The sequence below is a fragment of the Stenotrophomonas sp. YJH_SMC_94-11 genome (assembly GCF_059370435.1).
On record NZ_JCAFTR010000010.1, the window covers coordinates 27,520 to 49,632 of the forward strand.

Annotated in this window: 21 protein-coding genes; 10 read left to right on the forward strand and 11 right to left on the reverse strand. The window is 67.7% G+C overall.

Features of this window, described 5'->3' with window-relative positions; genetic code table 11:
- Positions 1–18: 18 nt before the first annotated feature.
- On the reverse strand, positions 19–2,007 hold the full coding sequence (locus AC5P74_RS16660) for a hybrid sensor histidine kinase/response regulator (protein WP_053498056.1): 1,989 nt from the start codon (positions 2,005–2,007) through the stop codon (positions 19–21).
- A 244-nt stretch (positions 2,008–2,251) separates the two neighbouring features.
- On the opposite strand from AC5P74_RS16660, the gene AC5P74_RS16665 reads away from it, so the two are divergent.
- The gene (locus tag AC5P74_RS16665; RefSeq protein ID WP_171957933.1) at positions 2,252–2,815 is read left to right on the forward strand and encodes a DUF3016 domain-containing protein; all 564 of its coding nucleotides are present in this window, start codon (positions 2,252–2,254) and stop codon (positions 2,813–2,815) included.
- A 292-nt stretch (positions 2,816–3,107) separates the two neighbouring features.
- Here AC5P74_RS16665 and alr read toward each other — a convergent pair whose 3' ends face one another.
- Positions 3,108–4,175: an alanine racemase gene (gene alr / locus AC5P74_RS16670; protein WP_053498060.1), complete on the reverse strand. Its 1,068-nt coding sequence runs from the start codon at positions 4,173–4,175 to the stop codon at positions 3,108–3,110.
- On the reverse strand, positions 4,154–5,458 hold the full coding sequence (locus AC5P74_RS16675) for a D-amino acid dehydrogenase (RefSeq protein WP_053498062.1): 1,305 nt from the start codon (positions 5,456–5,458) through the stop codon (positions 4,154–4,156). Before AC5P74_RS16675 ends, alr begins: the two co-directional genes overlap by 22 nt.
- Before the next feature lie 149 nt (positions 5,459–5,607).
- On the opposite strand from AC5P74_RS16675, the gene AC5P74_RS16680 reads away from it, so the two are divergent.
- On the forward strand, positions 5,608–6,087 hold the full coding sequence (locus AC5P74_RS16680) for an Lrp/AsnC ligand binding domain-containing protein (RefSeq protein ID WP_005407919.1): 480 nt from the start codon (positions 5,608–5,610) through the stop codon (positions 6,085–6,087).
- 110 nt (positions 6,088–6,197) lie between these two features.
- Here AC5P74_RS16680 and AC5P74_RS16685 read toward each other — a convergent pair whose 3' ends face one another.
- Complete coding sequence (locus AC5P74_RS16685) at positions 6,198–6,377, reverse strand: hypothetical protein (protein WP_053498064.1); 180 nt, start codon at positions 6,375–6,377, stop codon at positions 6,198–6,200.
- Between the two features lie 143 nt (positions 6,378–6,520).
- Positions 6,521–6,892 (reverse strand): hypothetical protein, encoded by a 372-nt coding sequence (locus tag AC5P74_RS16690; protein WP_053498066.1) that lies wholly within the window; start codon positions 6,890–6,892, stop codon positions 6,521–6,523.
- Positions 6,893–7,032: 140 nt separating this feature from the next.
- On the opposite strand from AC5P74_RS16690, the gene msrB reads away from it, so the two are divergent.
- The 5 genes from msrB (at position 7,033) to AC5P74_RS16715 (ending at position 10,275) form a co-directional block, all read left to right on the forward strand.
- On the forward strand, positions 7,033–7,500 hold the full coding sequence (msrB, locus tag AC5P74_RS16695; protein WP_005415117.1) for a peptide-methionine (R)-S-oxide reductase MsrB: 468 nt from the start codon (positions 7,033–7,035) through the stop codon (positions 7,498–7,500).
- A 91-nt stretch (positions 7,501–7,591) separates the two neighbouring features.
- Positions 7,592–8,446 (forward strand): flagellar motor stator protein MotA, encoded by an 855-nt coding sequence (gene motA / locus AC5P74_RS16700; protein WP_005407915.1) that lies wholly within the window; start codon positions 7,592–7,594, stop codon positions 8,444–8,446.
- 3 nt (positions 8,447–8,449) lie between these two features.
- Positions 8,450–9,388: a flagellar motor protein MotB gene (gene motB / locus AC5P74_RS16705; RefSeq protein ID WP_053498068.1), complete on the forward strand. Its 939-nt coding sequence runs from the start codon at positions 8,450–8,452 to the stop codon at positions 9,386–9,388.
- A gap of 97 nt (positions 9,389–9,485) precedes the next feature.
- Positions 9,486–9,986 carry a hypothetical protein gene (locus tag AC5P74_RS16710; protein ID WP_346607812.1) on the forward strand — a complete coding sequence of 167 codons (501 nt, stop codon included), beginning with the start codon at positions 9,486–9,488 and terminating at the stop codon, positions 9,984–9,986.
- A gap of 13 nt (positions 9,987–9,999) precedes the next feature.
- Complete coding sequence (locus AC5P74_RS16715; protein ID WP_005415114.1) at positions 10,000–10,275, forward strand: DUF4031 domain-containing protein; 276 nt, start codon at positions 10,000–10,002, stop codon at positions 10,273–10,275.
- A gap of 107 nt (positions 10,276–10,382) precedes the next feature.
- Here the strand turns inward: AC5P74_RS16715 and AC5P74_RS16720 are convergent, their stop codons facing one another.
- Entirely contained in the window at positions 10,383–10,925 is a 543-nt protein-coding gene (locus AC5P74_RS16720) for a DUF6630 family protein (protein ID WP_053498070.1), read from the reverse strand.
- Positions 10,926–11,015: 90 nt separating this feature from the next.
- Between AC5P74_RS16720 and AC5P74_RS16725 the strand changes: the two genes are divergently transcribed.
- Positions 11,016–11,264 carry a DUF3297 family protein gene (locus AC5P74_RS16725; protein WP_005415112.1) on the forward strand — a complete coding sequence of 83 codons (249 nt, stop codon included), beginning with the start codon at positions 11,016–11,018 and terminating at the stop codon, positions 11,262–11,264.
- A gap of 148 nt (positions 11,265–11,412) precedes the next feature.
- Here AC5P74_RS16725 and AC5P74_RS16730 read toward each other — a convergent pair whose 3' ends face one another.
- The 3 genes from AC5P74_RS16730 to AC5P74_RS16740 all read right to left on the reverse strand — a co-directional run bounded on the left by AC5P74_RS16730 (position 11,413) and on the right by AC5P74_RS16740 (position 14,410).
- Complete coding sequence (locus AC5P74_RS16730) at positions 11,413–13,062, reverse strand: Na+/H+ antiporter (RefSeq protein ID WP_005415111.1); 1,650 nt, start codon at positions 13,060–13,062, stop codon at positions 11,413–11,415.
- 117 nt (positions 13,063–13,179) lie between these two features.
- Positions 13,180–13,968, reverse strand: a complete 789-nt coding sequence (locus AC5P74_RS16735) for a dioxygenase family protein (RefSeq protein WP_346607813.1) — start codon at positions 13,966–13,968, stop codon at positions 13,180–13,182.
- 31 nt (positions 13,969–13,999) lie between these two features.
- A complete protein-coding gene (locus AC5P74_RS16740) occupies positions 14,000–14,410 on the reverse strand; it encodes a DoxX family protein (protein ID WP_329842854.1) in 411 nt (136 codons plus the stop codon).
- A gap of 95 nt (positions 14,411–14,505) precedes the next feature.
- Between AC5P74_RS16740 and AC5P74_RS16745 the strand changes: the two genes are divergently transcribed.
- Entirely contained in the window at positions 14,506–15,387 is an 882-nt protein-coding gene (locus AC5P74_RS16745) for a LysR family transcriptional regulator (RefSeq protein WP_053498076.1), read from the forward strand.
- Positions 15,388–15,482: 95 nt separating this feature from the next.
- Here AC5P74_RS16745 and AC5P74_RS16750 read toward each other — a convergent pair whose 3' ends face one another.
- Complete coding sequence (locus tag AC5P74_RS16750) at positions 15,483–18,545, reverse strand: bifunctional diguanylate cyclase/phosphodiesterase (protein WP_346607817.1); 3,063 nt, start codon at positions 18,543–18,545, stop codon at positions 15,483–15,485.
- Between the two features lie 177 nt (positions 18,546–18,722).
- Here AC5P74_RS16750 and AC5P74_RS16755 point away from each other — a divergent pair, with 177 nt between their 5' ends.
- Entirely contained in the window at positions 18,723–20,834 is a 2,112-nt protein-coding gene (locus tag AC5P74_RS16755; RefSeq protein ID WP_346607814.1) for a M13 family metallopeptidase, read from the forward strand.
- Between the two features lie 150 nt (positions 20,835–20,984).
- Here the strand turns inward: AC5P74_RS16755 and AC5P74_RS16760 are convergent, their stop codons facing one another.
- The gene (locus AC5P74_RS16760; protein ID WP_346607815.1) at positions 20,985–21,914 is read right to left on the reverse strand and encodes an oxygenase MpaB family protein; all 930 of its coding nucleotides are present in this window, start codon (positions 21,912–21,914) and stop codon (positions 20,985–20,987) included.
- Between the last annotated feature and the right edge of the window lie 199 nt (positions 21,915–22,113).

Below are 22,113 nucleotides of genomic sequence, written 5' to 3' on the forward strand. Positions count from 1 at the left end.
CCGATCGGCCGTGAATGTTCAGTGCAGCGCACTGTCCGCGCGTGGCACCTGCACCTTGCGCACGGCAGCCACCAGCTGCGCTACCGAGTACGGCTTGGCCACATGCTCCTGGAAGCCCGACGCCAGCGCGCGGCGGCGGTCGTCGGCACGCGCCAGTGCAGTCACCGCCACCGCAGGCAAGGTCGCCGCATCCACGCCCATGTCCTCGCGCAGCGTGCGCACCAGGCCATAGCCGTCCATGCCCGGCATGCCGATGTCGGTCAGCAGCACGTGGTACTGCAGGTGCCCGGTGTCGGCCAGCAATGCCAGCGCTTCGCCGGCCGAGCTGGCCGCAGACACGCTGGCGCCCTGCTCTTCCAGCATGCGCCGCAGGTACTCCAGCACTTCCGGCTGGTCTTCCACCGCCAGCACATGCATGCCGCGCAGCGGATACGGCTCGACGATCACCGGCTCCAGGATCGGCCCGCTGATCACTTCACGCAGCGGCCGCCGTTCGGCATCGGGAACATGCTGGGGCAGGCGCACGGTGAAGGTCGCCCCGTGGCCGTGGCCCTCGCTGGCCGCAGTGACCGTGCCACCATGCAGTTCGACCAGCTGCTGCACGATCGCAAGGCCCAGGCCCAGGCCGCCATGGCGGCGGGTGGTGGTGCCGTCGGCCTGGCGGAAGCGGCTGAACAGATGATTGAGGAATTCGGGTGCGATGCCATCACCGCTGTCACGCACGGTGATCTCCCAGTAGTTGCCGTCGGCCCGCAGCTGCAGGTCGATGCGGCCTTCAGCCGGGGTGAACTTGATCGCGTTCGAGAGCAGGTTCCAGAACACCTGCTGCAGGCGCGTGGCGTCGCCCAGCACCAGGCTGGGTTGCGTGGGCAGCTGCAGGTGCACGTCCAGCGCCTTGCCTTCGGCCACCAGTTCCTGCGCGCCGATCGCCTCACCCAGCACCGCGCACAGGTCCAGCACTTCCACCTCCAGCTGCACCTTGCCCAGCAGCATGCTGCTGAGGTCGAGCATGTCCGAGATCAGCCGCTTCTGCGCACCGGCGCTGTTGGCGATCACGTTCAGGCCCTTGTACAGCGGACTGGTGTTGTCCACGCGCTGCAGAAGCAATTCGCTCCAGCCGAGGATGGTGGTCAACGGCGTACGCAGCTCATGCGACAGCGTGGCCAGGAATTCATCCTTCAGCCGCGCCATGTTTTCCGCAGCACTGCGCGCGGCACGCTCGGACTGCAGCAGTTCCTCGCGGGCCAGCTCGATCTCGCGGCGTTCGGTCACGTCCGGGCTGCTGCCGGCCAGGCCGATGAAACGGCCCATGCGCGAGAAGCGCGGGCGGGCATTCATCTCCAGCCAACGCCACTGGCCATCGGCACGGCGCGCACGCACCAGCGCGTGCATCGAGCGCTGCGCCTTCAATGCTTCCTGCAGCTCGTACTCGAAGACCGATGCGTCGTCCGGATGCACCAGGCCGCGCCAGACGTCCTCCGGCACGCGCGTCTCGTCACCGCCGAAGAACTCGCTGAAGGCACTGTTGACGAAACGGGCATGGCCGCGCTCGTCCAGCACCCACACCGGCATCGGCAGGCCATCGGCCAGCGCGCTGAAGCGGGCTTCGCTTTCGCCCAGCTCCACTTCCATCTGCTTGCGTGCGGTGATGTCGAAGAACAGGATGCCGACCTTGTCCTCGCCCGGCCGGCCCACGCGCACCGCATCCACCGCGAACGAGCGGCCCAGCGCACGCGCCTCCATCTCGAACTGGGCCGGGCGGCCGCTGCGTGCGACCTCGCCATAGATGCGGAACCAGTCCTGCTCATGGCCGGGCTCCAGCGCCGTCATGCGCTTTCCGCGCGCATCCTTCAGCCCGGTGTGGCGCTCGAAGGCATCGTTGACCTCGATGAAGCGGTAGTCGACCGCACGTTCACCCTCGAACAGCACCTGGATCACGCAGAAACCCGCGTTGATGCGCTCAAGCACGCCATGATGCAGGTCAGGTTCGGGCGCCGGCACCATCATCGGTGGGCGCTCCACGAGGGGCGGCAGTGTGGACAAGGGTGTCTGTGCAGGCCAGGTTGGAGGCACAGCATCTTCCAAAGGGCGTATTCACAGCGTCAAGCGCCGTCAGTCATGGTTGACGTCGATGAATTGGCGACAACCGCTCTTGCACACGACGCATCCGGCCATTGCCGATACCGGGAAGCAGGATCACACTCGATCTGAGATCAACATCGCCCCCGTCGAGGGGACGCAGGAGACCGTGATGAAACGCTCACTCGCGATTGCCCTGTTGGCAGGCGCCCTGGTGGCGGGCGGCGCCAGCGCGGCACCGCGCACCGTGACCGACCCGGAAGCTCCCCGCGCATTGCAGGCCGATGGCCCGGTCAGCGTGAAGTGGGAGGATCCGGCCAAATTCACCGAGATCCGCCAGAGTACCAACCGCTTCGAGGCCGAGCGTGGCGACTGGGTGCAGCAGCTGGCACGCTACCTGCAGACCGCTGCCGCCAAACCGCTGCAACCGGGACAGACGCTTGATGTGACCCTGGTCGACATCAAGCGCGCCGGTGACTACGAGCCGTGGCACGGCCCGCGCGGCCGCGACATCCGGATCATGCGCGACATCTACCCACCGCGGATCAGCCTGCAGTACACGCTGAAGGACGCCAGCGGCCGCATCGTCAGCGAGGGCGACGCGCGCCTGAGCGATACCGGCTACCTGCACAACATCGGCCTGAAGAGCGACAGCGATCCACTGCGCTACGAAAAGCGCCTGATCGACGACTGGGTGAAGCGGCAGCTGACAGCGCAGGCCACCGCAGCACGGTAGGCCGTAAGCCCATCGGCAGGTGTCGACCTTGGTCGACACGCATTACAGGGCGCCGACCAAGGTCGACCGCTACCAGAGTCGCGCCCGGCGCCCCGTACCAGGCGACCACTGCGCGTAAAACCCATCGGTAGGTGTCGACCTTGGTCGACACGCATTCAAGGCGCCGACCAAGGTCGGCCGCTACCAGAGTCGCGCCCGGCGCCCCGTACCGGGCGACCGCTACGCGTAAAGCCCATCGGCAGGTGTCGACCTTGGTCGACACGCATTCAAGGCGCCGAGCGTGCGCTCGGCTCTACACGTACACCTTAGCCACGCGCTTGACCGCGCACGGCAGCTGGTAGGCACTCACGCCACAGCGCGGCGCCAGCTCCGACAGCGTCGGCGCGCAACCCCACAGCTCCACCACGCTGCCGATGCCGGCCTGCGGATGCGCGGTCAGGTCCACCGTCAACATGTCCATCGACACGCGCCCGATCAGGCCGCCGGGCTGCCCGTCGATCAGCACCGGGGTGCCGTTCGGGGCGAACTGCGGGTAACCGTCGGCATAGCCAAGCGCGACCACGCCTACGCGGGTGCGTGCCTTGGCCACGAAGCGTGCGCCATATCCCACCGGTTCACCGGCTTCGATCCAGCGCTCGGCGATCACCTTGGACTGCATCGTCATCACCGGGCGCAGGCGCGCGGTCAGCGCGGTGCTGTCCGGCAGCGGGTTGGCGCCGTACAGCATCAGGCCGGGCCGCACCCAATCGCTGCGCACCTCCGGCCAGCCCAGCAGCGCCGGCGAATTGCACACGCTGGTCTCGCCGTGCAGGCCGTCGATGGCGCGCGCGAAGGTCGCGGCCTGCTCGCGGGTGCGCTCGCTGTCCAGTTCGTCGGCACGTGCCAGGTGGGTCATCAGCACGATGCGCTCGACCTGCGGCAGCGCCGACAGGCGTGCATGCGCCGCGCGGAAGCTGTCCACGTCCAGGCCGAGGCGGTGCATGCCGCTGTCCAGCTTCAGCCACACCGTCAACGGGCGCGGGCTGTCGAACGCCGCCAGTGCCTCCACTTGCCACGGCGAACCGACGGCGAACCAGAAGTCATGCTCGGCCACCAGCGCCATGTCGCTGGGCTCGAAGATGCCTTCCAGCAGCAGGATCGGCGCACGGATGCCGGCCTGGCGCAGCTCCAGTGCCTCTTCGATGGTGGCCACGCCGAATCCATCGGCCTCGCCTTCCAGCGCCTGCGCACAGCGCACCGCGCCGTGCCCATAGGCATCGGCCTTGATGATCGCAAGGGCCTTGCCACCGCCCAGTTCACGCGCGAGCCGGTAGTTGCTGCGCAGGGCGCCCAGATCGATCAGCGCGCGGGCAGGACGCATGTGCGGTTCTCGTGTTGCGGCGCGTGACCGTACTGGCCGTAGCGGAAAATATCCAGGCCTTCGGTGCTGATCTGCGGCTGTCGCGCGCTCATCAGGTCGGCCAGGTAGCGGCCCGAACCGCAGGCCATGGTCCAGCCCAGCGTGCCGTGGCCGGTGTTGAGGTACAGGTTGCGGAACGGCGTGGCGCCGATCACCGGCGTACCGTCCGGCGTAGCCGGGCGCAGGCCGGTCCAGAACTGCGCGCGCGACAGGTCGCCGCCCTTCGGGTAGAGGTCACGGACCACCAGTTCCAGGGTCTCGCGGCGGCGCTGCGACAGCGACAGGTCGAAGCCGGCCACCTCGGCCATGCCGCCGACACGGATGCGGTCGTCGAAGCGGGTCACCGCCACCTTGTAGCTCTCATCGAGGATGGTCGAGGTCGGCGCCATCGCCCGGTCGGTGATCGGCAGGGTCAGCGAGTAACCCTTCAGCGGGTACACCGGCAGGCGCATGCCCAGCGGTGCGACCAGCGCCGGTGAGTAGCTGCCGAGCGCAACCACGAAGCGGTCGGCGGTTTCCAGCTTGCCGTCGATGCGCACGCCGGTGATGCGGTCGCCATCGAACTCCAGCCCGGTGATGTCCTGGTCGAAGCGGAATTCAACGCCGGCATCCACGCACATCTGCGCCAGGCGGCGGGTGAACAGTTGGCAGTCGCCGGTCTGGTCACGCGGCAGGCGCAGCGCGCCGACCAGGCCATCGACGTGGGCCAGGGCCGGTTCGGCCTGGATGATGCCGGCCCGGTCCAGCACCTCGTACGGCACGCCGTACTGGGCCAGGATCTCGATGTCCTGCGCCGAGGCATCCAGCTGCTGCTGGGTGCGGAACAACTGGGTGGTGCCCAGGTCGCGGCCTTCGAATTCGATGCCGATCTGCGCGCGCAGCTCGTTCAGGCAGTCGCGGCTGTACTCGGACATGCGCACCATGCGCGCCTTGTTGATCGCATAACGCTCGTGGGTACAGTTGCGCAGCATCTGCCACAGCCAGCGGTACTGGGCCAGGTCCATGCCCGGCTTGATCGCCAGCGGCGCGTGCTTCTCGAACAGCCAGCCGATCGCCTTCTTCGGCACGCCCGGCGCCGCCCACGGCGAGGTGTAGCCGAATGACAGCTGGCCGGCATTGGCGAAGCTGGTCTCCAGCGCCGGGCCGGGCTGGCGGTCGATGACCGTGACTTCAAACCCGGCCTGTCGCAGGTACCAGGCACTGGTAGTGCCGATCACGCCGCTGCCGAGAACTAGGACTCGCATGGGACTTCTCCAACCCGATCATTCCCTGCACTGGAGCGTGCCGGGACCATAATTGGGGAAGTATAGACAGCCAATACCAGTTGATTTGCCTGATTTGAAATCAACCGGCAGGATGTTCTCCTGCAATTCATTCCCCAAGGTTGACGGCCATGGCCACCCGTACCCGCGAACTGGACAAGATCGACCGCAAGATCCTGCGCATCCTGCAGGCCGAAGGCCGCATCTCCTTCACCGAGCTGGGCGAGCGGGTCGGCCTGTCGACCACCCCGTGCACCGAGCGGGTGCGCCGCCTGGAACGCGAAGGGGTAATCACCGGCTATCACGCCCACCTCGACCCGGCCGCGGTGAAGGCCAGCCTGCTGGTGTTCGTAGAGATCAGCCTGGCCTACAAGTCCGGCGACATCTTCGAGGAATTCCGGCGCGCCGCGCTGAAGCTGCCCAACGTGCTGGAGTGCCACCTGGTGTCGGGCGACTTCGATTACCTGCTGAAAGCACGGATCAGTGAAATGGCTTCCTACCGCAAGCTGCTCGGCAGCACGTTGCTTACACTGCCGCATGTACGTGAGTCGAAGAGCTACATCGTGATGGAAGAGGTGAAGGAGACGCTGAGCCTGCCGATTCCGGATTGAGGCGGTTGCAGGATGGGGTCAGAGCCCGCTGTGCGGGATCCGACCCCGGTCGGCATCTGGCAAGGGGTCGGATCCCGCGCAGCGGGCTCTGACCCCGGTCATGGCGACAGTCAGCGCTGCTGCGGATGCTTCTGCGTGCGCTGTTCCTGCTGCTTGCCGCCCTTGTGCGGCGGCTGCGGCTCCATCTGTTGTTGTTGCTGTTGCTGCTGCGGGTTGCGGCTCTGCGGTTCCTTGCCGGGATGACGGTTCTGCTGGTTTTTCATGGTCGCGATCCAGTGGACGAAGGACATGCGGCGGCGGGATGCCGGCGCAGGGCCACGGTGGTCCCGGAACGGTTAATCGCAGGCGAAAAAGCAGTGATCGGCTGGATGTTGTTTTCGTGCGTTCAGCCCGCTCAGCGCCAGGTAGCGGCCAACCTTGGTGGCACCAGGACTCAGCGCTTGATCTGCTGCCCATCGCCGGCCGGCACGCTGTCGTAATAGCGGCCGGTGCGCGAATCGAACACGCGGTTCGGGCCGGCCGGGCGCACGCCCGGAACGATGCGGCCATTGCGGTCATAGACCTTGTCGGCCGGCTTCGGCACCGGCGTCGGCGCGACCCGGGCCGGACCGGTGGATCTGATCGGCTGCGCCGGCTGCGGCGACGGCAGCACCTGCGGTTGCGGGCGAGCGGCCTGTGGCGGTGGTGCCACGGGCTGCGGCGCCACGGTGGTCGCGCTGCGGGTCGCAGTCGGGTCGGCGGTCGGCACCTGCGCCAGCGCGACGATGGGCAACAGGGCCAGCAGCAGGGGAAGGATTGGTTTCATGGCGCGCTCCGGCGTGGATCGCGTTCACCTTGCGCCCGCCCCTGTGTGCCGCCCATGAACGGCCATCACACTTGCAAGGTCGCGTCTTCACCCCCACGTTTTCCGCCATCCCCAGGCCATCGACCCCACGGAGCGCCGCCATGACCGCCTTCGACCTGACGCCCCCCACTGCCACCCAGACCGAGGCGCTGATCGCTGGCCTCAGCAGCGAGGAGCGCCGCGTGCTGCTGCAGCACGGCACCGAGGCGCCGTTCTGCGGCGTGTTCCTCGACAACAAGCGCGAGGGGGTCTACTGCTGCAGGCTGTGCGCGCTGCCACTGTTCCGCTCCAGCACCAAGTTCGATTCCGGCACCGGCTGGCCCAGCTTCTTTGCCCCGTTCGACCCCGCGCACGTGCGCGAGATCCGTGATACCAGCCACGGCATGGTGCGCACCGAGATCACCTGCGCGCGCTGCGGCAGCCACTTGGGCCACGTGTTCCCGGATGGTCCGCCGCCCACCTACGAGCGCCACTGCCTGAACTCCGTCTCACTTTCGTTCACCGGCAATGGCGAGCCCTGGCCCGATCCGTTGCAGCGTGGCGGCGCAGAAAGCGGCGTGGCGGGCTGAAACACCCCGCTGACCGATTTCACAGAATTCCCTCTTCAGAAAACCGGGCGACGGGCCGACAAGGAGATATCCCCTCTCCTTGCGTCGCCCCATGCTCATCATCGTTGGATTCCTGGTCGTCATCATCAGCGTGATCGGGGGCTACCTCGGTGCCCACGGCCGCCTGGGTGCCCTCTGGCAACCCTATGAGCTGGTCATCATCGGCGGCGCCGCGCTCGGCGCCTTCCTGGTCGGTACCCCGGCCAAGACGGTCAAGCAGACCCTGCAGGCCATGGTGGGTGTGTTCAAGGGCCCGCGCTACAAGCAGCAGGACTACATCGATGTGCTCAGCCTGCTCTATGAACTGCTCAACAAGGCCCGCCGCGAAGGCTTCATGGCGTTGGAAGACCATGTCGAGCGCCCGGCCGAAAGCGCGCTGTTCGGCAACTACCCCAAGGTGCAGGCCGACCACCACCTGATCGATTTCATCACCGACTGCCTGCGCCTGATGATCGGCAGCAACATCGAGCCGCATGAGCTGGAACCGCTGCTGGAACTGGAGCTGGAAAAGCACCACGCCGAGGCCATGGCACCCTCACAGGTGCTGACCAAGGTCGCCGACGGGCTGCCCGGTTTCGGCATCGTCGCCGCGGTGCTGGGCATCGTCATCACCATGGGCTCGATCGGTGGCGACATCGTCGAGGTCGGTGGCCACGTGGCCGGCGCGCTGGTCGGTACGTTCCTGGGCATCCTGCTGGGCTACGGCTTCGTCGGCCCGATGGCCGCCGCGATGGAGGCCCGCGCCGAGCAGGACAGCCGCATCTACGAATCGGTCAAGACCGCCCTGCTGGCCTGCCTGCGCGGTTACAACCCGAAGATCGCGCTGGAGTTCGCCCGCAAGACCCTGCCGTCGAACGTGCGCCCGGCCTTCTCCGATTTCGAGCAGCACCTGAAGACGGTCAAGTAAGCCATGGCCGAGAACAAGCCCACCGTCATCGTCCGCCGGGTCAAGAAGGCCGGCCACGCCGCCCATCATGGTGGTTCGTGGAAGGTGGCCTATGCCGACTTCGTGACCGCGATGATGGCGTTCTTCCTGGTGCTGTGGCTGATGGCCACCACCAACAAGAACGACCGTGCGGCCATTTCCGAGTACTTCCGCAACCCCAGCCCGTTGAGCGGTCAGAGCGCCACGCCGGCGCCCGGCATGGCCGGCCCGGGCGGCGCCAGCACCTCGATGATCAAGCTGGGCGGTGCCACCGACATTTCGCGTGGCAACAGCAACGACCCCTTCCAGAACCAGAAGGAAGCGGTACCGCAGCCGGTGGACCAGCAGCAGCGCGACAAGCAGCAGCTGGAAGCACTGATGAAGGAGCTGCAGGAAGCGATCAGCAGGAGCCAGGCCCTGGAGCCGTTCAAGGACCAGCTGCTGCTGGACCTGACCCCGGAGGGCCTGCGCATCCAGATCGTGGACAAGCAGAACCGGCCGATGTTCGACCTCGGCAGCGCCACGCTGAAACCGTACACGCAGCAGATCCTGCACGAGCTGGCCAACTACCTGAACCACGTGCCGAACCGGATCAGCCTGACCGGCCACACCGACATCACCGCCTATTCGGCTGCACGTGGCTACGGCAACTGGGAACTGAGCGCCGATCGTGCCAATGCCGCCCGCCGCGCGCTGGTGGACGGCGGCCTGGAGGACAACAAGATCACCCGCGTGGTCGGCCTGTCTTCATCGGTGCTGTTCGACAAGGCCGACCCGCAGAACCCGATCAACCGCCGCATCAGCATCGTGGTGATGACCCAGGCCGCCGAAGCGGCCGCTCTGGCCGGCGCCGGCCCGCAGGTCGGGCTGTCGGCACCTGCCGCTGACCCCGACGTGCAGGCCGCGCAGGGTGAGGCGCACTGAACCGGGGTCAGATCCCTTTCCCCTGGAAAGGGATCTGACCCCACCTGCGTGCGGCCGCTACAATGGCGGTCTTTCCGTTTCCAGGTGACCCCACCCCATGTCCCAGAACTCCAAGGCCAAGCGCGACAAGCGCAAGAAGCAGCAGGCCAAGCGCCCGTTCCTGCGCCTGAACGCCCAGCAGCAGGTGCAGAACCATGCCGTGCTGACCAACGAAGACGGCCAGGTGGTCGCCGCCATCGGCCTGCAGGGCCGCGAATGGCTGCTGGCCATCGGTGGTCAGACCATGGGCAACGCCGAGAACCCGGTGCCGATGCTGGCCATGCTCAAGCACCTGTCCAACGTGCAGGAAAAGGAAGGCCGCAAGGTCAACCTGGAGTATTCCGAGCTGCTGCAGAAGCTGCTGGACACCCTGGCCGCCGAATCCGGCCAGACCGCTGACGAGTACCTGGACAAGCTGGTGTCCGAGTTCGAGACCGTGGAAGCCGAAGAAGGCGAAGAAGCCACTGAGGCCGCCGAAGGCGATGTGGTTGAAGCTGCTGCCGACGCCGACGCCGAGGCCAGCCCGGCCGCTGACAGCGACAGCAAGCCGCAGGCCTGAACCGGCCGCGGCGGTGACGGTCTACGTCGATGACGCGGTGCATCCCTGGCGCGGACAGCGCTGGGCGCACCTGATGGCCGACACCCTGGCCGAGCTGCACGCGATGGCGGCGCAGCTCGGCATCCCACCGCGGGCCTTCCAGAACAAGGCCAGCGGTGCCCACTACGATGTCACGGCCGAGCTGCGTACGCAGGCGATCGCGCTTGGCGCGCGAGCGATTTCCCGGCACACCGATCGTGACCTGGTCAAAGCGGTGATTGCCAACGCCAGGGCGCAGTACCGGCCGTAGGCGCGCTGCCGTTTGCCTCCTGTAGAGCCGAGCCCATGCTCGGCTGCTCTACGCGGACTGCAGCCGAGCGCGGGCTCGGCTCTACATGCGCAGCGCTGCCGGCCCGTTCAGAACGGGTCGCTGCCCAGTCGGATCTCCACGTTCAGCAGCGAGCACAGCGCCAGCATCGCGTCGTCGTCACGGGTCAGCGCCATCACGCCGGTGAAGCCGTCGCTGCCGGTATCCACGCTCCACAGCGTGTAGTTGTGCTCGCGCAGGCGGTCGAAGGCGGTGGACATCAGCTGCACACCGTCCAGGTCCTCGGCGAAGTCCTCGTCATCCAGGTCGCCGCCCCAGTCCAGCTGCAGGTTGAAGCGCGCCGACAGCTCGTTGACCGCCGACTGCAGCGATTCCAGGTCGTCGCGCTCCACCTCGAAACCGGACTGCCAGGCGATGGCGGTGAACAGCGCCGGCAACCAGTCGCTGTCCGCTTCCAGCGGCTGCCCGTCCTCGGACAGGTGCTCGCGCCAGCGGTTGAACTGCTGCAGGGCCAACTCTTCGTCGCCCGGGTTGATCAGCACCAGCAGGTTCCAGACCCGCGCCTCGAATCCATCCTCGTCGAAGTCGTGGATGTCTTCCTCGAAGTCGAAATAGTCGCTGTTGTCGGGCATGGCGGAACGTCCTCTGGGGCAGGCCGGCATTCTACGGTTTATCCTGTGCCGCTGAAGCCGGCCTTGGTGGCCGTCACTGTGAATGAAGCGATGAGCGATACCCCTCCCGACCACCTGGCGATCAACCCGGCCAGCCCCTTCCATGATGCGCAGGCGCTGGAGCGCGGCGTCGGCGTGCGTTTCAACGACGTCGAGCGCGACAACGTCGAGGAATACTCGGTCAGCGAAGGCTGGATCCGCGTGCAGGCCGGCAAGGCCCGCGACCGCCGCGGCAACCCGATGACGATCAAGGTCAAGGGCAAGGTCGAGGTGTATTTCCTGGACCAGAAGCCGGAATAACCGGCACCGGCATGTAGAGCCGAGCCTGTGCTCGGCTGCTTTTCGTTCCGGGTTCATGACGCCTGAAGCAAGCGCAGCCGAGCATGGGCTCGGCTCTACATGCCAGGGCGGAATCCGCGTCAGCGTCTGCAACGCCCGGTCCCAGGCGTCATTCGCGCTTGCGCGATTCCAGCAGGTCCAGGTTGCGGATCAGGCGCCGCGAGATCTCATCGGAGATCACCCCGCGCCGGGTCAACCGGAACAGCTCCTCACGCTCGGCATTGAGACCGGCGCTGCGCAGCTGGCGGTAACCCAGCTCCATGCGCCGCACTTTCTCCGGGTCCACGTCGGGCCCGTCGTTGTCCTTCTCCAGGTGCCGCTGATACAGCAGGCTCACCCGCGAGGCAGCGTCGTTGTACAGCTGCACGTTCTCGGTGTTCTGGTTCATCACCAACTGCTGGCGCATGCGCTCGACCCCGGCCAGCGCAGCCTTGGACGACAGCCGGCGTGCCAGGTCCTCTTCCTTGCGCTCGCCCGAATCGGCCGGCAGCTGCAGGCCCTTCAGCAGCTGCGGCAGCGCCACGCTGGCGCCGACCAGTGAGAACAGGATCACCGCCGCGGCCAGGAAGATCACCAGGTCGCGCGCCGGGAACGCGCTGCCATCAGGCAGGAACAACGGCAGGGTCAGCACGCCGGCCAGGGTGATCGCGCCGCGCACGCCGGCCACCGAGGTCGCCACCACGATGCGCCAGTTCGGTGCCTCGCCGCGTTCCAGGCCTCGGCGGCGTGCACGCAGCAGGTTCCAGCGCAGCGACAACCATACCCACAGCAGGCGCAACAGGATCAGCGCCAGGTTGATCACCACCACGTACACCAGCAGCCACCATGCACTCTGGTGGCCGGACTCGTTCATGGTGGTGGTGGCACGCTCGACGATGCCGGGCAGCTGCTCGCCCAGCAGCACGAACATGATGCCGTTGAAGCTGAACTGCAGCATGTTCCAGACGCCCGCACGCTGTACGCGCATGCTGCCGGAGACACGGCCGGTCAGCTCGACGTAGCTCATCGCGATACCGGCCGCTACGGCAGCGAGGATACCCGAGGCATGGATTTCTTCGGCCAGCAGGTAGGCCGCGAACGGAATCAGCAGGTTGACCAGCATCGCCGCACCCGGTTCCTCGCCGAAGCGGCGCCACAACCAGCGCTGGAAGGTGGAGACACCGAGGGTGACCGCCACGCCCACCGCAAGGCCGGCCACCGCCACCCACAGGAAGGTCAGCGAGGCCGTGGCCAGCGAGAAGGAGCCGGTCATCACCGCCGCCACCGCGAAACGGAAGCAGACCAGGCCGGACGCATCGTTGAGCAGCGACTCGCCTTCCAGGATGTGCATCAGTCGCTTGGGAATCGGTGCCTTGGAGGCGATCGCGCCGACCGCCACCGGGTCGGTCGGCGAGACGATGGCCGCCAGCGCAAAGCACACCGCCAGCGGCATCACCGGAATCATCCAGTGGATCAGCAGGCCGGCACCGATGACGGTGAACACCACCAGGCCGAACGCCAGTTCGAGGATCGCGCCCTTGTCGCGGAACAGACCCTGCTTGGGGATGCGCCAGCCATCAAGGAACAGCAGCGGCGGCAGGAACAGCAGGAAGAACACTTCCGGCTCCAGCGCGTGGCCGCGGTTGAACACCCCGGCGATGACCGCGCCCAGGCCGATCTGCACCAGCGGCAGCGGCAACGAGAACGGGAGGACGCGAACCAGGTAGCCGCTGGCGACAACGGCCACCAGCATCGCCAGGACGACTTCAATGGTATGCATGCTTCTTCCAGGAAGCGGCGCGCGGGGAGGCTCGAAGGCCAGCGCCGGAAACCCGGAAAAAACTACCACATGCGGCCACGAGCGCGACGGCCGGGGCGGTCGCGCGTCAGCCCCGGCTCATGCCCCGTCGAAGCGGTACAGGTCCATGGCGAGGAAGCCGGCATCGATGCCGGCATCGATGCGGCGTGCACCGAAGTGGTCCTCGCCGGCTGCGCCCATCGCGAAGAACAGCGGCAGCAGGTGCTCGTCGGTCGGGTGCGCGCGTTCGGCGAACGGTGCCTGCCGGCGGTAGTCGAACAGGGCCTGGCGATCATCGGCGGCCAGGCGCTGCTCGACCCACTCGATGAAGGGCCGCACGTACGGCGCTTCCTTGCCGTCCTGGTAGTCGCCCCAGTCGTGCAGGTTGTGGGTGATGCTGCCCGAGCCGACCAGCAGCACGCCCTGCTCACGCAGTGGTGCCAGCGCGCGGCCCAGCGCGAACTGGTGCCCGGGGCCGAGCAGCGGCTGGATCGACAGCGGCACCACCGGGATGTCGGCTTGCGGGCGCAGCAGCCGCAGCGGCACCCACGCGCCATGGTCGAGGCCACGCTGAGGGTCGAGCGCCACCGGCAGGCCGGCAGCGGCGATGCGGCGGGCCACTTCTTCGGCCAGCGCCGGATCGCTGGGCGCCGGGTACTGCAGTTCGAACAGCGCGCGCGGGAAGCCGCCGAAGTCATGGATCGTCGGCGGCTGCGGATGCGCGCCGACCAGCGGCTGCCGACCCAGCCAGTGCGCCGAGGCCATCACGATGGCGCGCGGCGTCGGCAGGTCGCGCGCCAGCTCGGCCAGGCGCACGCCGACCTGGCCCGGATGCAGGGCGGTCATCGGCGAGCCGTGGGAGATGTACAACGAAGGCAGGCGGGACATGGAATGCTCCAGTTGCAGGATCAGGCGGCGATCAGCGCGAACGCAGGGTCCACTTGCCGTCGCCGACCAGGAACAGCACCACCAGCGCCAGTGCCCAGAACGCCGGGTATTCCCAGCCGCCGCCGGCATTGGCGAAACCGAAGCCGTTGGCGCCGTGCACGGTGACGATGGTGCCCAGCAGCAGCGGCACGCCGACCAGGCCGACCCAGCGCGCGTAGATGCCCAGCAGCAGCGCAGTGGTGATCACCAGCTCGGCGCCGATGGTGAGGTAACCCAGCGCGCCGGGCAGGCCCAGCGATTCGAAGAATGCCGCCGTGCCCGCCGGGGTGAACACCAGCAGCTTGATCAGCGCATGGACCAGGAACAGCACGCCCAGGGCCAGGCGCAGCAGGGTGGCACCGTACGGGGCCAGCGGCGAAACGGGAGGGGGGGCGGTGTGCATGGGAAGCACCTTGAAGGGAGTGGATACAGGTTATTGCTACTTCACGAGCCGATAAATACGATCGTCTGACGGTATTTATTTCATAAGGCGCAACAATGGACACCCTCGAGGCGATGCGTGTGTTCGTAGCGGTGGTCGAGCGCAACGGCTTCAGTGCCGCGGCACAGGCCCTGGACATGTCGACCGCCGGCGTCACCCGCCAGGTCGCGGCACTGGAAAAGCGCCTGTCCACCCGCCTGCTCCACCGCACCACGCGGCGGGTCAGCCCCACCAGCGCCGGCGCCGCCTATTACGCCCAGTGCGTGCGCCTGCTGGCCGAGTTCGACGCGCTGGAGGCCAGCATCGGCGCGCAGGCGCTGGAACCCTCGGGCACGCTGCGCATCAACGCACCGGTCAGCTGGGGCATCGCCCGCCTTGGCCCGTTGCTGGCCAGCTACCGCGAGCGCTTCCCGCAGGTGGAACTGGACCTGGCCCTGTCCGACCGCCTGGTGGACATGGTCGAGGAAGGCTACGACGTGGCCATCCGCATCACCCGCGAGCCGAGCCCGGCGCTGATCGCGCGCCGGCTGGGCGAATCGCGGGTGAGCCTGTGCGCGGCGCCGGCCTACCTGGCTGCACGCGGTACCCCACAGACGCCGCAGGACCTGCAGGATCACGCATGCCTGAGCTACAGCTACTGGGCCGCTGGCGACCACTGGCCGCTGCAGGGACCCGGCGGTGAAGTGAAGGTGGCGGTGAACAGCCTGCTGCACGCCAACAACGGCGACGTGCTGCGCGAAGCGGCGATCGCCGGCATGGGTGTGATCCTGCAACCCGACTTCCTGCTGGAAGACGCGCTGGCTGATGGCCGCCTGGTGCGCGTGCTACCGGAATGGGAGGCCTCGCCGATCGGCATTTTCGCGGTCTATGCCAGCCGCAGCCACCTGGCGCCGAAGGTACGCAGCTTCATCGACCACCTGGTGGAGGCTGGGGTGTAGCCGAGTCTGGCGTTTGCCGGTAGTGCCGGCCGCTGGCCGGCAATCAGGCACGTCCCGGTCCTGGGCGAATGCCGGCCAGCGGCCGGCACTACCAGTTAGGCGGCCACTTCATCCAGCGCGTCGATGATCCGCTCCAGCGGCGCCGGCCGCCCCAGCAGGTAACCCTGCACCTGGTCGCAGCCATGCGCAGCCAACCAGTCCAGCTGCCCCGGCGTTTCAACGCCCTCGGCGATGATGGTCAGGCCCATGCTGTGGCCGAGCGACAGCAATGCGCGGCAGATCGAAGCGTTGCGCGGATTGGTTTCCACGTCCGCGACGAAACTGCGATCGATTTTCAGGATGTCCAGCGGCAGGTGCTGCAGGTAGGACATGCTGGAATAGCCGGTGCCGAAATCGTCCAGCGACACGCTGATGCCCTGCTCGTGCAGGCGCTGCATGGTCTGCATCGCCTGCGCCGGCTTGCGCATCAGGCTGCTCTCGGTCAGCTCCACGTGCAGTGCGCCGCGGGCCAGTCCGAACTCCTGCTGGACGCGGGTGAATTCGGCCACCAGGTCGCTGTTGAAGAACTGCACTGCCGACACGTTGACTGCAATCGGCAGCTCGCCCCAACCGGCCTCGACCAGCCGCCGCTGTGCCTTCGCCGCGGCGCGGATCACCCAGCGGCCCAGTGCCAGGATCAACCCGGTGTCCTCGCACAGCTGGATGAACTCGTTGGGCGGGATGAAGCTGCCATCGGCCTGCGGCCAGCGCAGCAGGGCCTCCAGCGCGGCCGGGCTGCCATCGCTGGCGTGCCGGATCGGCTGGAAGTACAGCTGGAACTCGTTGTCGATGGCGGCGTGGATGCGCCCCGCCAGGCGCAGGCGGTCGGCCAGCCGCGTGGTCACTGCCGCATCGAACCAGACCACCACGTTGCCCTCGGCACGCGCCGCGTGCGCGGCCTGCGCGGCCATGCCGATCACCTGCTCGGCGCTGTGGCCGTCACCGGCAGTGTGCACGGCCACACCGATGCGCGGTTCGAACTGGTGCAGTGAATCCTTGCCACGCATCGGCGCTGACACGATCTGCAGCAGGTCATCCAGCACGCGCTGGGTATCGTGCTCGGCCCCGATCGCGAACACGAAGTCTTCCGCCGGCTGGAATGCCAGCGTGCCGCAACGCGCCCCCAGTCCACCGAGCCGGGTCGCCATCGACTGCAGTACCGCATCGCCGATCTCACGGCCCAGCGTATCGGCCACAAGCTGCAGGCCACGCAACTGCACGAAGGCGATGGTGTAGCCCTGCTGCTGCTCGTCCAGCTGTTCGGTCAGGGCGCGCACGTTGAGCAGGCCAGTGGCCGGGTTGTGCCGTGCCCGATAGGCCAGGTCGCGCTCGTAGGCCAGCCGTTCGCTGACATCCTCGGCCAGCACGAGGCACGCGGGTTGTCCGTCGAAATCGAGCCTGGACAGGTGTGCGCGCACCTCGAACACACTACCGTCCTTGCGCCGGTGCAAGCGTACGGTCGCGTCGGGTGGATCGCCCACCTGTGCGCGCTGTATGGCACCACGCACTTCGTCCCAGCCTTCGCGCGGGCGGATGTCGAGGATGCTCATCGACAGAAACTCGTCGCGGCTGTAGCCGTACTGGCGCACCGCAGCGTCGTTGACCTCGATGAAGCGCAGCGTATCCGGGTCGAACACCCAGAACGGTGCAGGATTGCGGTCGAACAGCAGCCGGAATCGGCGCTCGACCTCGCTCACCTGCTCTCGCGCCTGGTAACGCTCACTCAGGTCGGTCAGCGCGCCGATCATGCGCCGCTCGCTGTCGGCCACTTCCACCCGCTGCCCACGTGCGCCCACCCAGCGCACCTCGCCCCCGGGCAATACCAGGCGGAACACCTGGTCGAGCACGGCGCTGCCGGCGAATGCCTGGTCAAAGGCATGCTGCAGGCGCGCGGCATCGTCGCGGTGCACGCGTGCGAAGAAATCGGCAACCGGCAGCGCATCGGTCTGCACGCCAAAGATCTCGCGCGCCAGCGGCGACCAGCGCAGCAGTGCGGCGTCCTCATCCACGTACCAGGTACAGACACGACCGACCTGGTGCGCAAGACGCAGCTCGGCGTGGCCTGTTTTCAGCTCCTCGGCCATGGCCTGCTGGCTGCGGGTGCTGCGCCGCACGGCGTACAGCAGCACCAGCAACACCGCGATGTAAGCCAGTACGATCGCCACCGACGCCTGCAGGTACGGCCACCACGGCGCCAGTACGTCTTCGTCGGCCAGGCCGACCTGCACCGCCAGCGGGCTGTGTTCCAGCGTGCTGATGGTGATGATGCGCGGTACGCCGTCGACCACACCCGGCACGCTTCCCAGCTCGACCACCGCCTGCGTGCCGAGCAGGTCACGGCGCGGCAGGTCGTAGCGGCGGCCCACCGTGCCGTGCGGATCAGGCACGCGGGCCAGCATGTAACCCTCGGCATCGCTGATCGAAACCAGTCCGTTGGGGCCGACATCGAGGCCGCCGACGATGCGTTGCAGTTCGCCACAGCGCAGCCGCGCCAGCAGCCAGCGCCCGTCGGCCATCGCCAGCGCCAGCGGCACCACCCAGCCGCCATCGCTGGCCCGCTGCGGCGGGCCGATGTACAGCGCGCTGCCCAGGCCACGGCGCTGCGGATCGGTCCACAGCGGCAGCTGCAGGTCGCCCGTGCCGGCCGTCAGCGGTCGGCCATGGCTGTCGAGCACGACGATGCTGTGCAGCTCGGCATGCCGGCGCAGCACGCCGCCGATGGAGGCATCCATCAAGGCCGGCGCCTGTACCGGCACACTGCGGAACACCTCGGCGGCGTCGGCGGCGATGCCGGACAGGGCGCGTTCCAGGTTGCGCAGCTCCAGCGCCAGCAGGCGCTCGCTACCCACCGCCAGCGCGCGGCTCTGCCGCTGCGCCGCTTCCAGGCGGCGGTGATAGTCATTGACCAGCATGAGGGTCAGGCCGGTCACCAGCAGAACGCCCAGCAGCACACCGCCCCAGGTGATGGCGCGCAGCGGCCGTGCCAACGCCCGTTTCAGCGCGGGCATCGGTTGATCTTCCTTGTGCAGTCGGCTGGCTTCATGCGCGAACGAATCCTCCACGTCCCCGACCTCAACGGCCGGCGGACGCCATTCTTGACGCCTGACCCCACCCTGCATGGCCACCTCCCCCGTGTCCACGCAGGGCTCCAGGGTCCAGCATGCACCACCCCGGTGACGGCGTGAAGATCGCGTCTGCGCGTTCAGCCAGATCCTGCACAGGACGGGCGGCGCAAGGACGCGGCCAGTGGCGCCGGAGCGGATTAGACTTGGGGTTTTCCGCTGCAAGAGAAGTCCATGTCCAAGCTGCGCCGTCCCACCCTGGCGCTGGCCATCGTTGCCAGCCTGTCCCTGGCCGCCTGTGACCGCCCGGCCGAACCGGCCGCCGGTGCCACCGCGCCGGCCGATGCCGCCCCCGCTGCGGCCAAGCCGATGCTGGGCAGTTTCGGCTTCGATGCCAGCGGCATGGACCGCAGCATCGCCGCCGGCGACGACTTCTTCGGCTTCGCCAATGGCACCTGGGTGAAGAACACCGAGATTCCGGCCGACCGCTCGCGCTTCGGCAGCTTCAACGTCATTGCCGAGAAGACCCTGGCCGATACCCGCGCCATCCTTGAAGGGGCGGCCGGCAACACCAAGGCCAGCGGTGACGACAAGCTGATCGGCGATTACTACGCCGCCTACATGGACGAGGCTGGCATCGAGCAGCGCGGTCTGGCGCCGGTGCAGCCGCAGCTGAAGGCCATCGATGCGATCGCCGACAAGGCCGGGCTGGCCCGCGCCCTCGGCGGCGACCTGCGCGCCGACGTCGACCTGCTCAACGCCACCAACTTCTACACCGACCGGCTGTTCGGCCTGTGGGTCTCGGTGGACATGCTGCAGCCGGACCGCACCGCGCCGTACCTGGTGCAGGGCGGGCTGGGCATGCCCGACCGTGACTTCTACCTGGGCGATGGCCGCATGGCCGAGCTGCGCAAGCAGTACCAGGCCTACATCGCGCAGATGCTGCAGCTGGCCGGTGTGGCCGACCCGGCCGGCAAGGCGCAGCGCATCCTGGCGCTGGAAACGAAGATCGCGCAGGCGCATGCCACCCAGGAAGAAACCAACGACGTGACCAAGGGCGCCAACCCCTGGACCCAGGCCGACTTCAATGCCAAGGCGCCGGGCATGGACTGGAGCGCGTTCCTCGATGCGGCCGCGCTGGGCAACCAGCAGGACTTCATCGTGTGGCAGCCCAAGGCCGTGGCCGGCCTGTCCAAGCTGGTCGCCACCGAGCCGCTGGACGCCTGGAAGGACTACCTGGCCTTCCACGCGCTGGACCGTGCCGCCGCTTACCTGCCGAAGAAGTTCGCCGATGCCCGCTTCGCCTTCCATGGCACCGCGCTGAGCGGCACGCCGCAGCAGAGCGACCGCTGGAAGCGCGCCGTGGATGATGCCAACCATGCCGTCGGCGAAGCCATCGGCAAGCGCTATGTCGAGAAGCACTTCGACGCCAAGACCAAGGAGCGCGCGGACGAGATGGCCAAGAACATCATCGCCGCGTTCGCCAAGCGCATCGACGCGCTGGCGTGGATGTCGCCGCAGACCAAGGCGAGCGCCAAGGCGAAGGTTACCGGCCTGACCGTGGGCATGGGCTATCCGGAAAAGTGGCGCGACTACACTGGCCTTGAGATCCGCCGTGATGACCCGCTGGGCAACGCGCAGCGCGCCGAGCTGTTCGAGTACCAGCGCAACATCGCCAAGCTGGGCAAGCCGGTCGACCACAGCGAGTGGGCGATGCTGCCGCAGACCATCAATGCGATGAACGTACCGCTGGAAAACCGCCTGGTGTTCCCGGCGGCGATCCTGCAGCCGCCGTTCTTCGACGGCGCCGCCGACGACGCGGTGAACTACGGTGCGATCGGCGCGGTGATCGGCCACGAGATCAGCCATGGCTTCGACAACGCCGGTGCGCTGTTCGATGAAACCGGCAAGCTGCACAACTGGTGGACCGCCGAGGACCTGAAGCAGTTCAACGCCGCCGGTGATGCGCTGGCCGCGCAGTTCAGCAGCTACGAGCCGTTCCCGGGCGTGCATGTGAACGGCAAGCTGACCCTGGGCGAGAACATCGCCGACGTGGCCGGCCTGGGCACCGCCTACGATGCCTACCAGCTGTCGCTGCAGGGCAAGCCGGGCCAGACCCTGGAGGGCTTCACCCCGGACCAGCGCTTCTTCCTCGGCTTCGCCCAGGCGTGGCGCAGCAAGAGCCGCGAGCAGGCGCTGCGCAACTCGCTGCTGACCGATGTGCATGCACCGGGCCAGTTCCGCGCACTGACCGTGCGCAACATCGACGCCTGGTACCCGGCGTTCGAGGTGAAGGAAGGCCAGAAGCTGTACCTGGCCCCGGACAAGCGGGTCAAGGTGTGGTGATGTAACCGGAACGGGCGCCGCAAGGCGCCCGTTTCATTTCCGGGTAGCGGCCAACCCTGGTTGGCACCCACCAAAACCATGGTGTCAGTAGATCCACGCCATGCGTGGATGAAGCTCTATCGTGAAAGGCGTGCCAACCAAGGTTGGCACCTACCTGGGAACGGTGGGCCACTCACGCAACACCGCCACCGGCACGCCCATGCGCGTGCAGGCGCGACTGGCCAGGCCATCGGGCAGTGCGCGGCGGAACAGCGGCGCCATGCCCTGCATCAGCTTCGCAGACGCCGCCGCCTGCGCGCGCTGGCGGCCACTGCGTTCAAGCATGCCTTCGGCCCAGTCCGGCAGCAGCGCCGCGCCCGCACCGAGGAACACCTCGCGCGACAGCCCCGGCACCGGTACCGGCAGGCGCACGCCGGACAGCACCTCCAGCACCTCGCGCGAGCGCTCATCCACACGCAGCTCCGGCTGACGTGCACAGAAGTACGCCGCCACTTCCGCTTCGCTGCGCGGCACGTCCACCGCGCCCAGTGCCTCGGCCACGCAACGGTACTCGTCGTAATAGCGATCGGCGATGTGCGCCGGCACCTTGCGCCCGTAGCGTCGGAAACCCTGCAGGAAACCGAAGGCTTCGGTCACGTGCACCCAGGTCAGCAGTTGCGGATCGTCGGCGGCGTAGGGCTCGCCCTGCGCGGTCTGCCCGCGGATCTGCGCATGGATGCGGCGCACCTTGGCCACCAGCGCCTCCACCTCGCCGCTGGGCGCATAGCTGGTGCCGGCAACGAAGGCCGTGGTGCGGCGCAGCCGACCCACCAGGTCCTGGCGGAAATTGGAGTGGTCATAGACCCCGGCCAGCGCGCGTGGGTGCAGTGTCTGCAGCATCAGCGCGCACAGGCCACCGGCGAGCATCGAGGGGAATTCGGCGTGCAGCCGCCAGGTGACGCTGTCCGGGCCGAACCAGCCCGGGTCGCCCTGCGGATGGTCGTAATCGATGCCGCTCTGGCCGCGCGGGAAGGCGTCCAGTACCCAGCGTCGGATCGGCGCGGTGACGGGGCGGGAGAGTCGCTGCAGCAAAGCCGGCATCACAGGTCCAGGAGAGGCGGAAGAACAGTCGCGTCTTGCGCGGTTGGCTCCGATTCTCGGCGATCACGCCTCCTGCGGCGAGCCTCCCCGCTCAGCGACGGTTTCATGTGCGGCCGCAGCACGTTTCACCCTGCGACATCCTGTCGCAGGCCGCGACTGCGATGCTGCATCGCACCAATTTTCACTCCCGCCGGTCAAA

Excerpts from the sequence above, each read along its gene's own strand:
- AC5P74_RS16660 (WP_053498056.1), bottom strand. The coding sequence starts at position 2,007 with ATGATGGTGCCGGCGCCCGAACCTGACCTGCATCATGGCGTGCTTGAG.
- AC5P74_RS16665 (WP_171957933.1), top strand. The coding sequence starts at position 2,252 with ATGAAACGCTCACTCGCGATTGCCCTGTTGGCAGGCGCCCTGGTGGCG.
- alr (WP_053498060.1), bottom strand. The coding sequence starts at position 4,175 with ATGCGTCCTGCCCGCGCGCTGATCGATCTGGGCGCCCTGCGCAGCAAC.
- AC5P74_RS16675 (WP_053498062.1), bottom strand. The coding sequence starts at position 5,458 with ATGCGAGTCCTAGTTCTCGGCAGCGGCGTGATCGGCACTACCAGTGCC.
- AC5P74_RS16680 (WP_005407919.1), top strand. The coding sequence starts at position 5,608 with ATGGCCACCCGTACCCGCGAACTGGACAAGATCGACCGCAAGATCCTG.
- AC5P74_RS16685 (WP_053498064.1), bottom strand. The coding sequence starts at position 6,377 with ATGTCCTTCGTCCACTGGATCGCGACCATGAAAAACCAGCAGAACCGT.
- AC5P74_RS16690 (WP_053498066.1), bottom strand. The coding sequence starts at position 6,892 with ATGAAACCAATCCTTCCCCTGCTGCTGGCCCTGTTGCCCATCGTCGCG.
- msrB (WP_005415117.1), top strand. The coding sequence starts at position 7,033 with ATGACCGCCTTCGACCTGACGCCCCCCACTGCCACCCAGACCGAGGCG.
- motA (WP_005407915.1), top strand. The coding sequence starts at position 7,592 with ATGCTCATCATCGTTGGATTCCTGGTCGTCATCATCAGCGTGATCGGG.
- motB (WP_053498068.1), top strand. The coding sequence starts at position 8,450 with ATGGCCGAGAACAAGCCCACCGTCATCGTCCGCCGGGTCAAGAAGGCC.
- AC5P74_RS16710 (WP_346607812.1), top strand. The coding sequence starts at position 9,486 with ATGTCCCAGAACTCCAAGGCCAAGCGCGACAAGCGCAAGAAGCAGCAG.
- AC5P74_RS16720 (WP_053498070.1), bottom strand. The coding sequence starts at position 10,925 with ATGCCCGACAACAGCGACTATTTCGACTTCGAGGAAGACATCCACGAC.
- AC5P74_RS16725 (WP_005415112.1), top strand. The coding sequence starts at position 11,016 with ATGAGCGATACCCCTCCCGACCACCTGGCGATCAACCCGGCCAGCCCC.
- AC5P74_RS16730 (WP_005415111.1), bottom strand. The coding sequence starts at position 13,062 with ATGCATACCATTGAAGTCGTCCTGGCGATGCTGGTGGCCGTTGTCGCC.
- AC5P74_RS16735 (WP_346607813.1), bottom strand. The coding sequence starts at position 13,968 with ATGTCCCGCCTGCCTTCGTTGTACATCTCCCACGGCTCGCCGATGACC.
- AC5P74_RS16740 (WP_329842854.1), bottom strand. The coding sequence starts at position 14,410 with ATGCACACCGCCCCCCCTCCCGTTTCGCCGCTGGCCCCGTACGGTGCC.
- AC5P74_RS16745 (WP_053498076.1), top strand. The coding sequence starts at position 14,506 with ATGGACACCCTCGAGGCGATGCGTGTGTTCGTAGCGGTGGTCGAGCGC.
- AC5P74_RS16750 (WP_346607817.1), bottom strand. The coding sequence starts at position 18,545 with ATGCAGGGTGGGGTCAGGCGTCAAGAATGGCGTCCGCCGGCCGTTGAG.
- AC5P74_RS16755 (WP_346607814.1), top strand. The coding sequence starts at position 18,723 with ATGTCCAAGCTGCGCCGTCCCACCCTGGCGCTGGCCATCGTTGCCAGC.
- AC5P74_RS16760 (WP_346607815.1), bottom strand. The coding sequence starts at position 21,914 with ATGCCGGCTTTGCTGCAGCGACTCTCCCGCCCCGTCACCGCGCCGATC.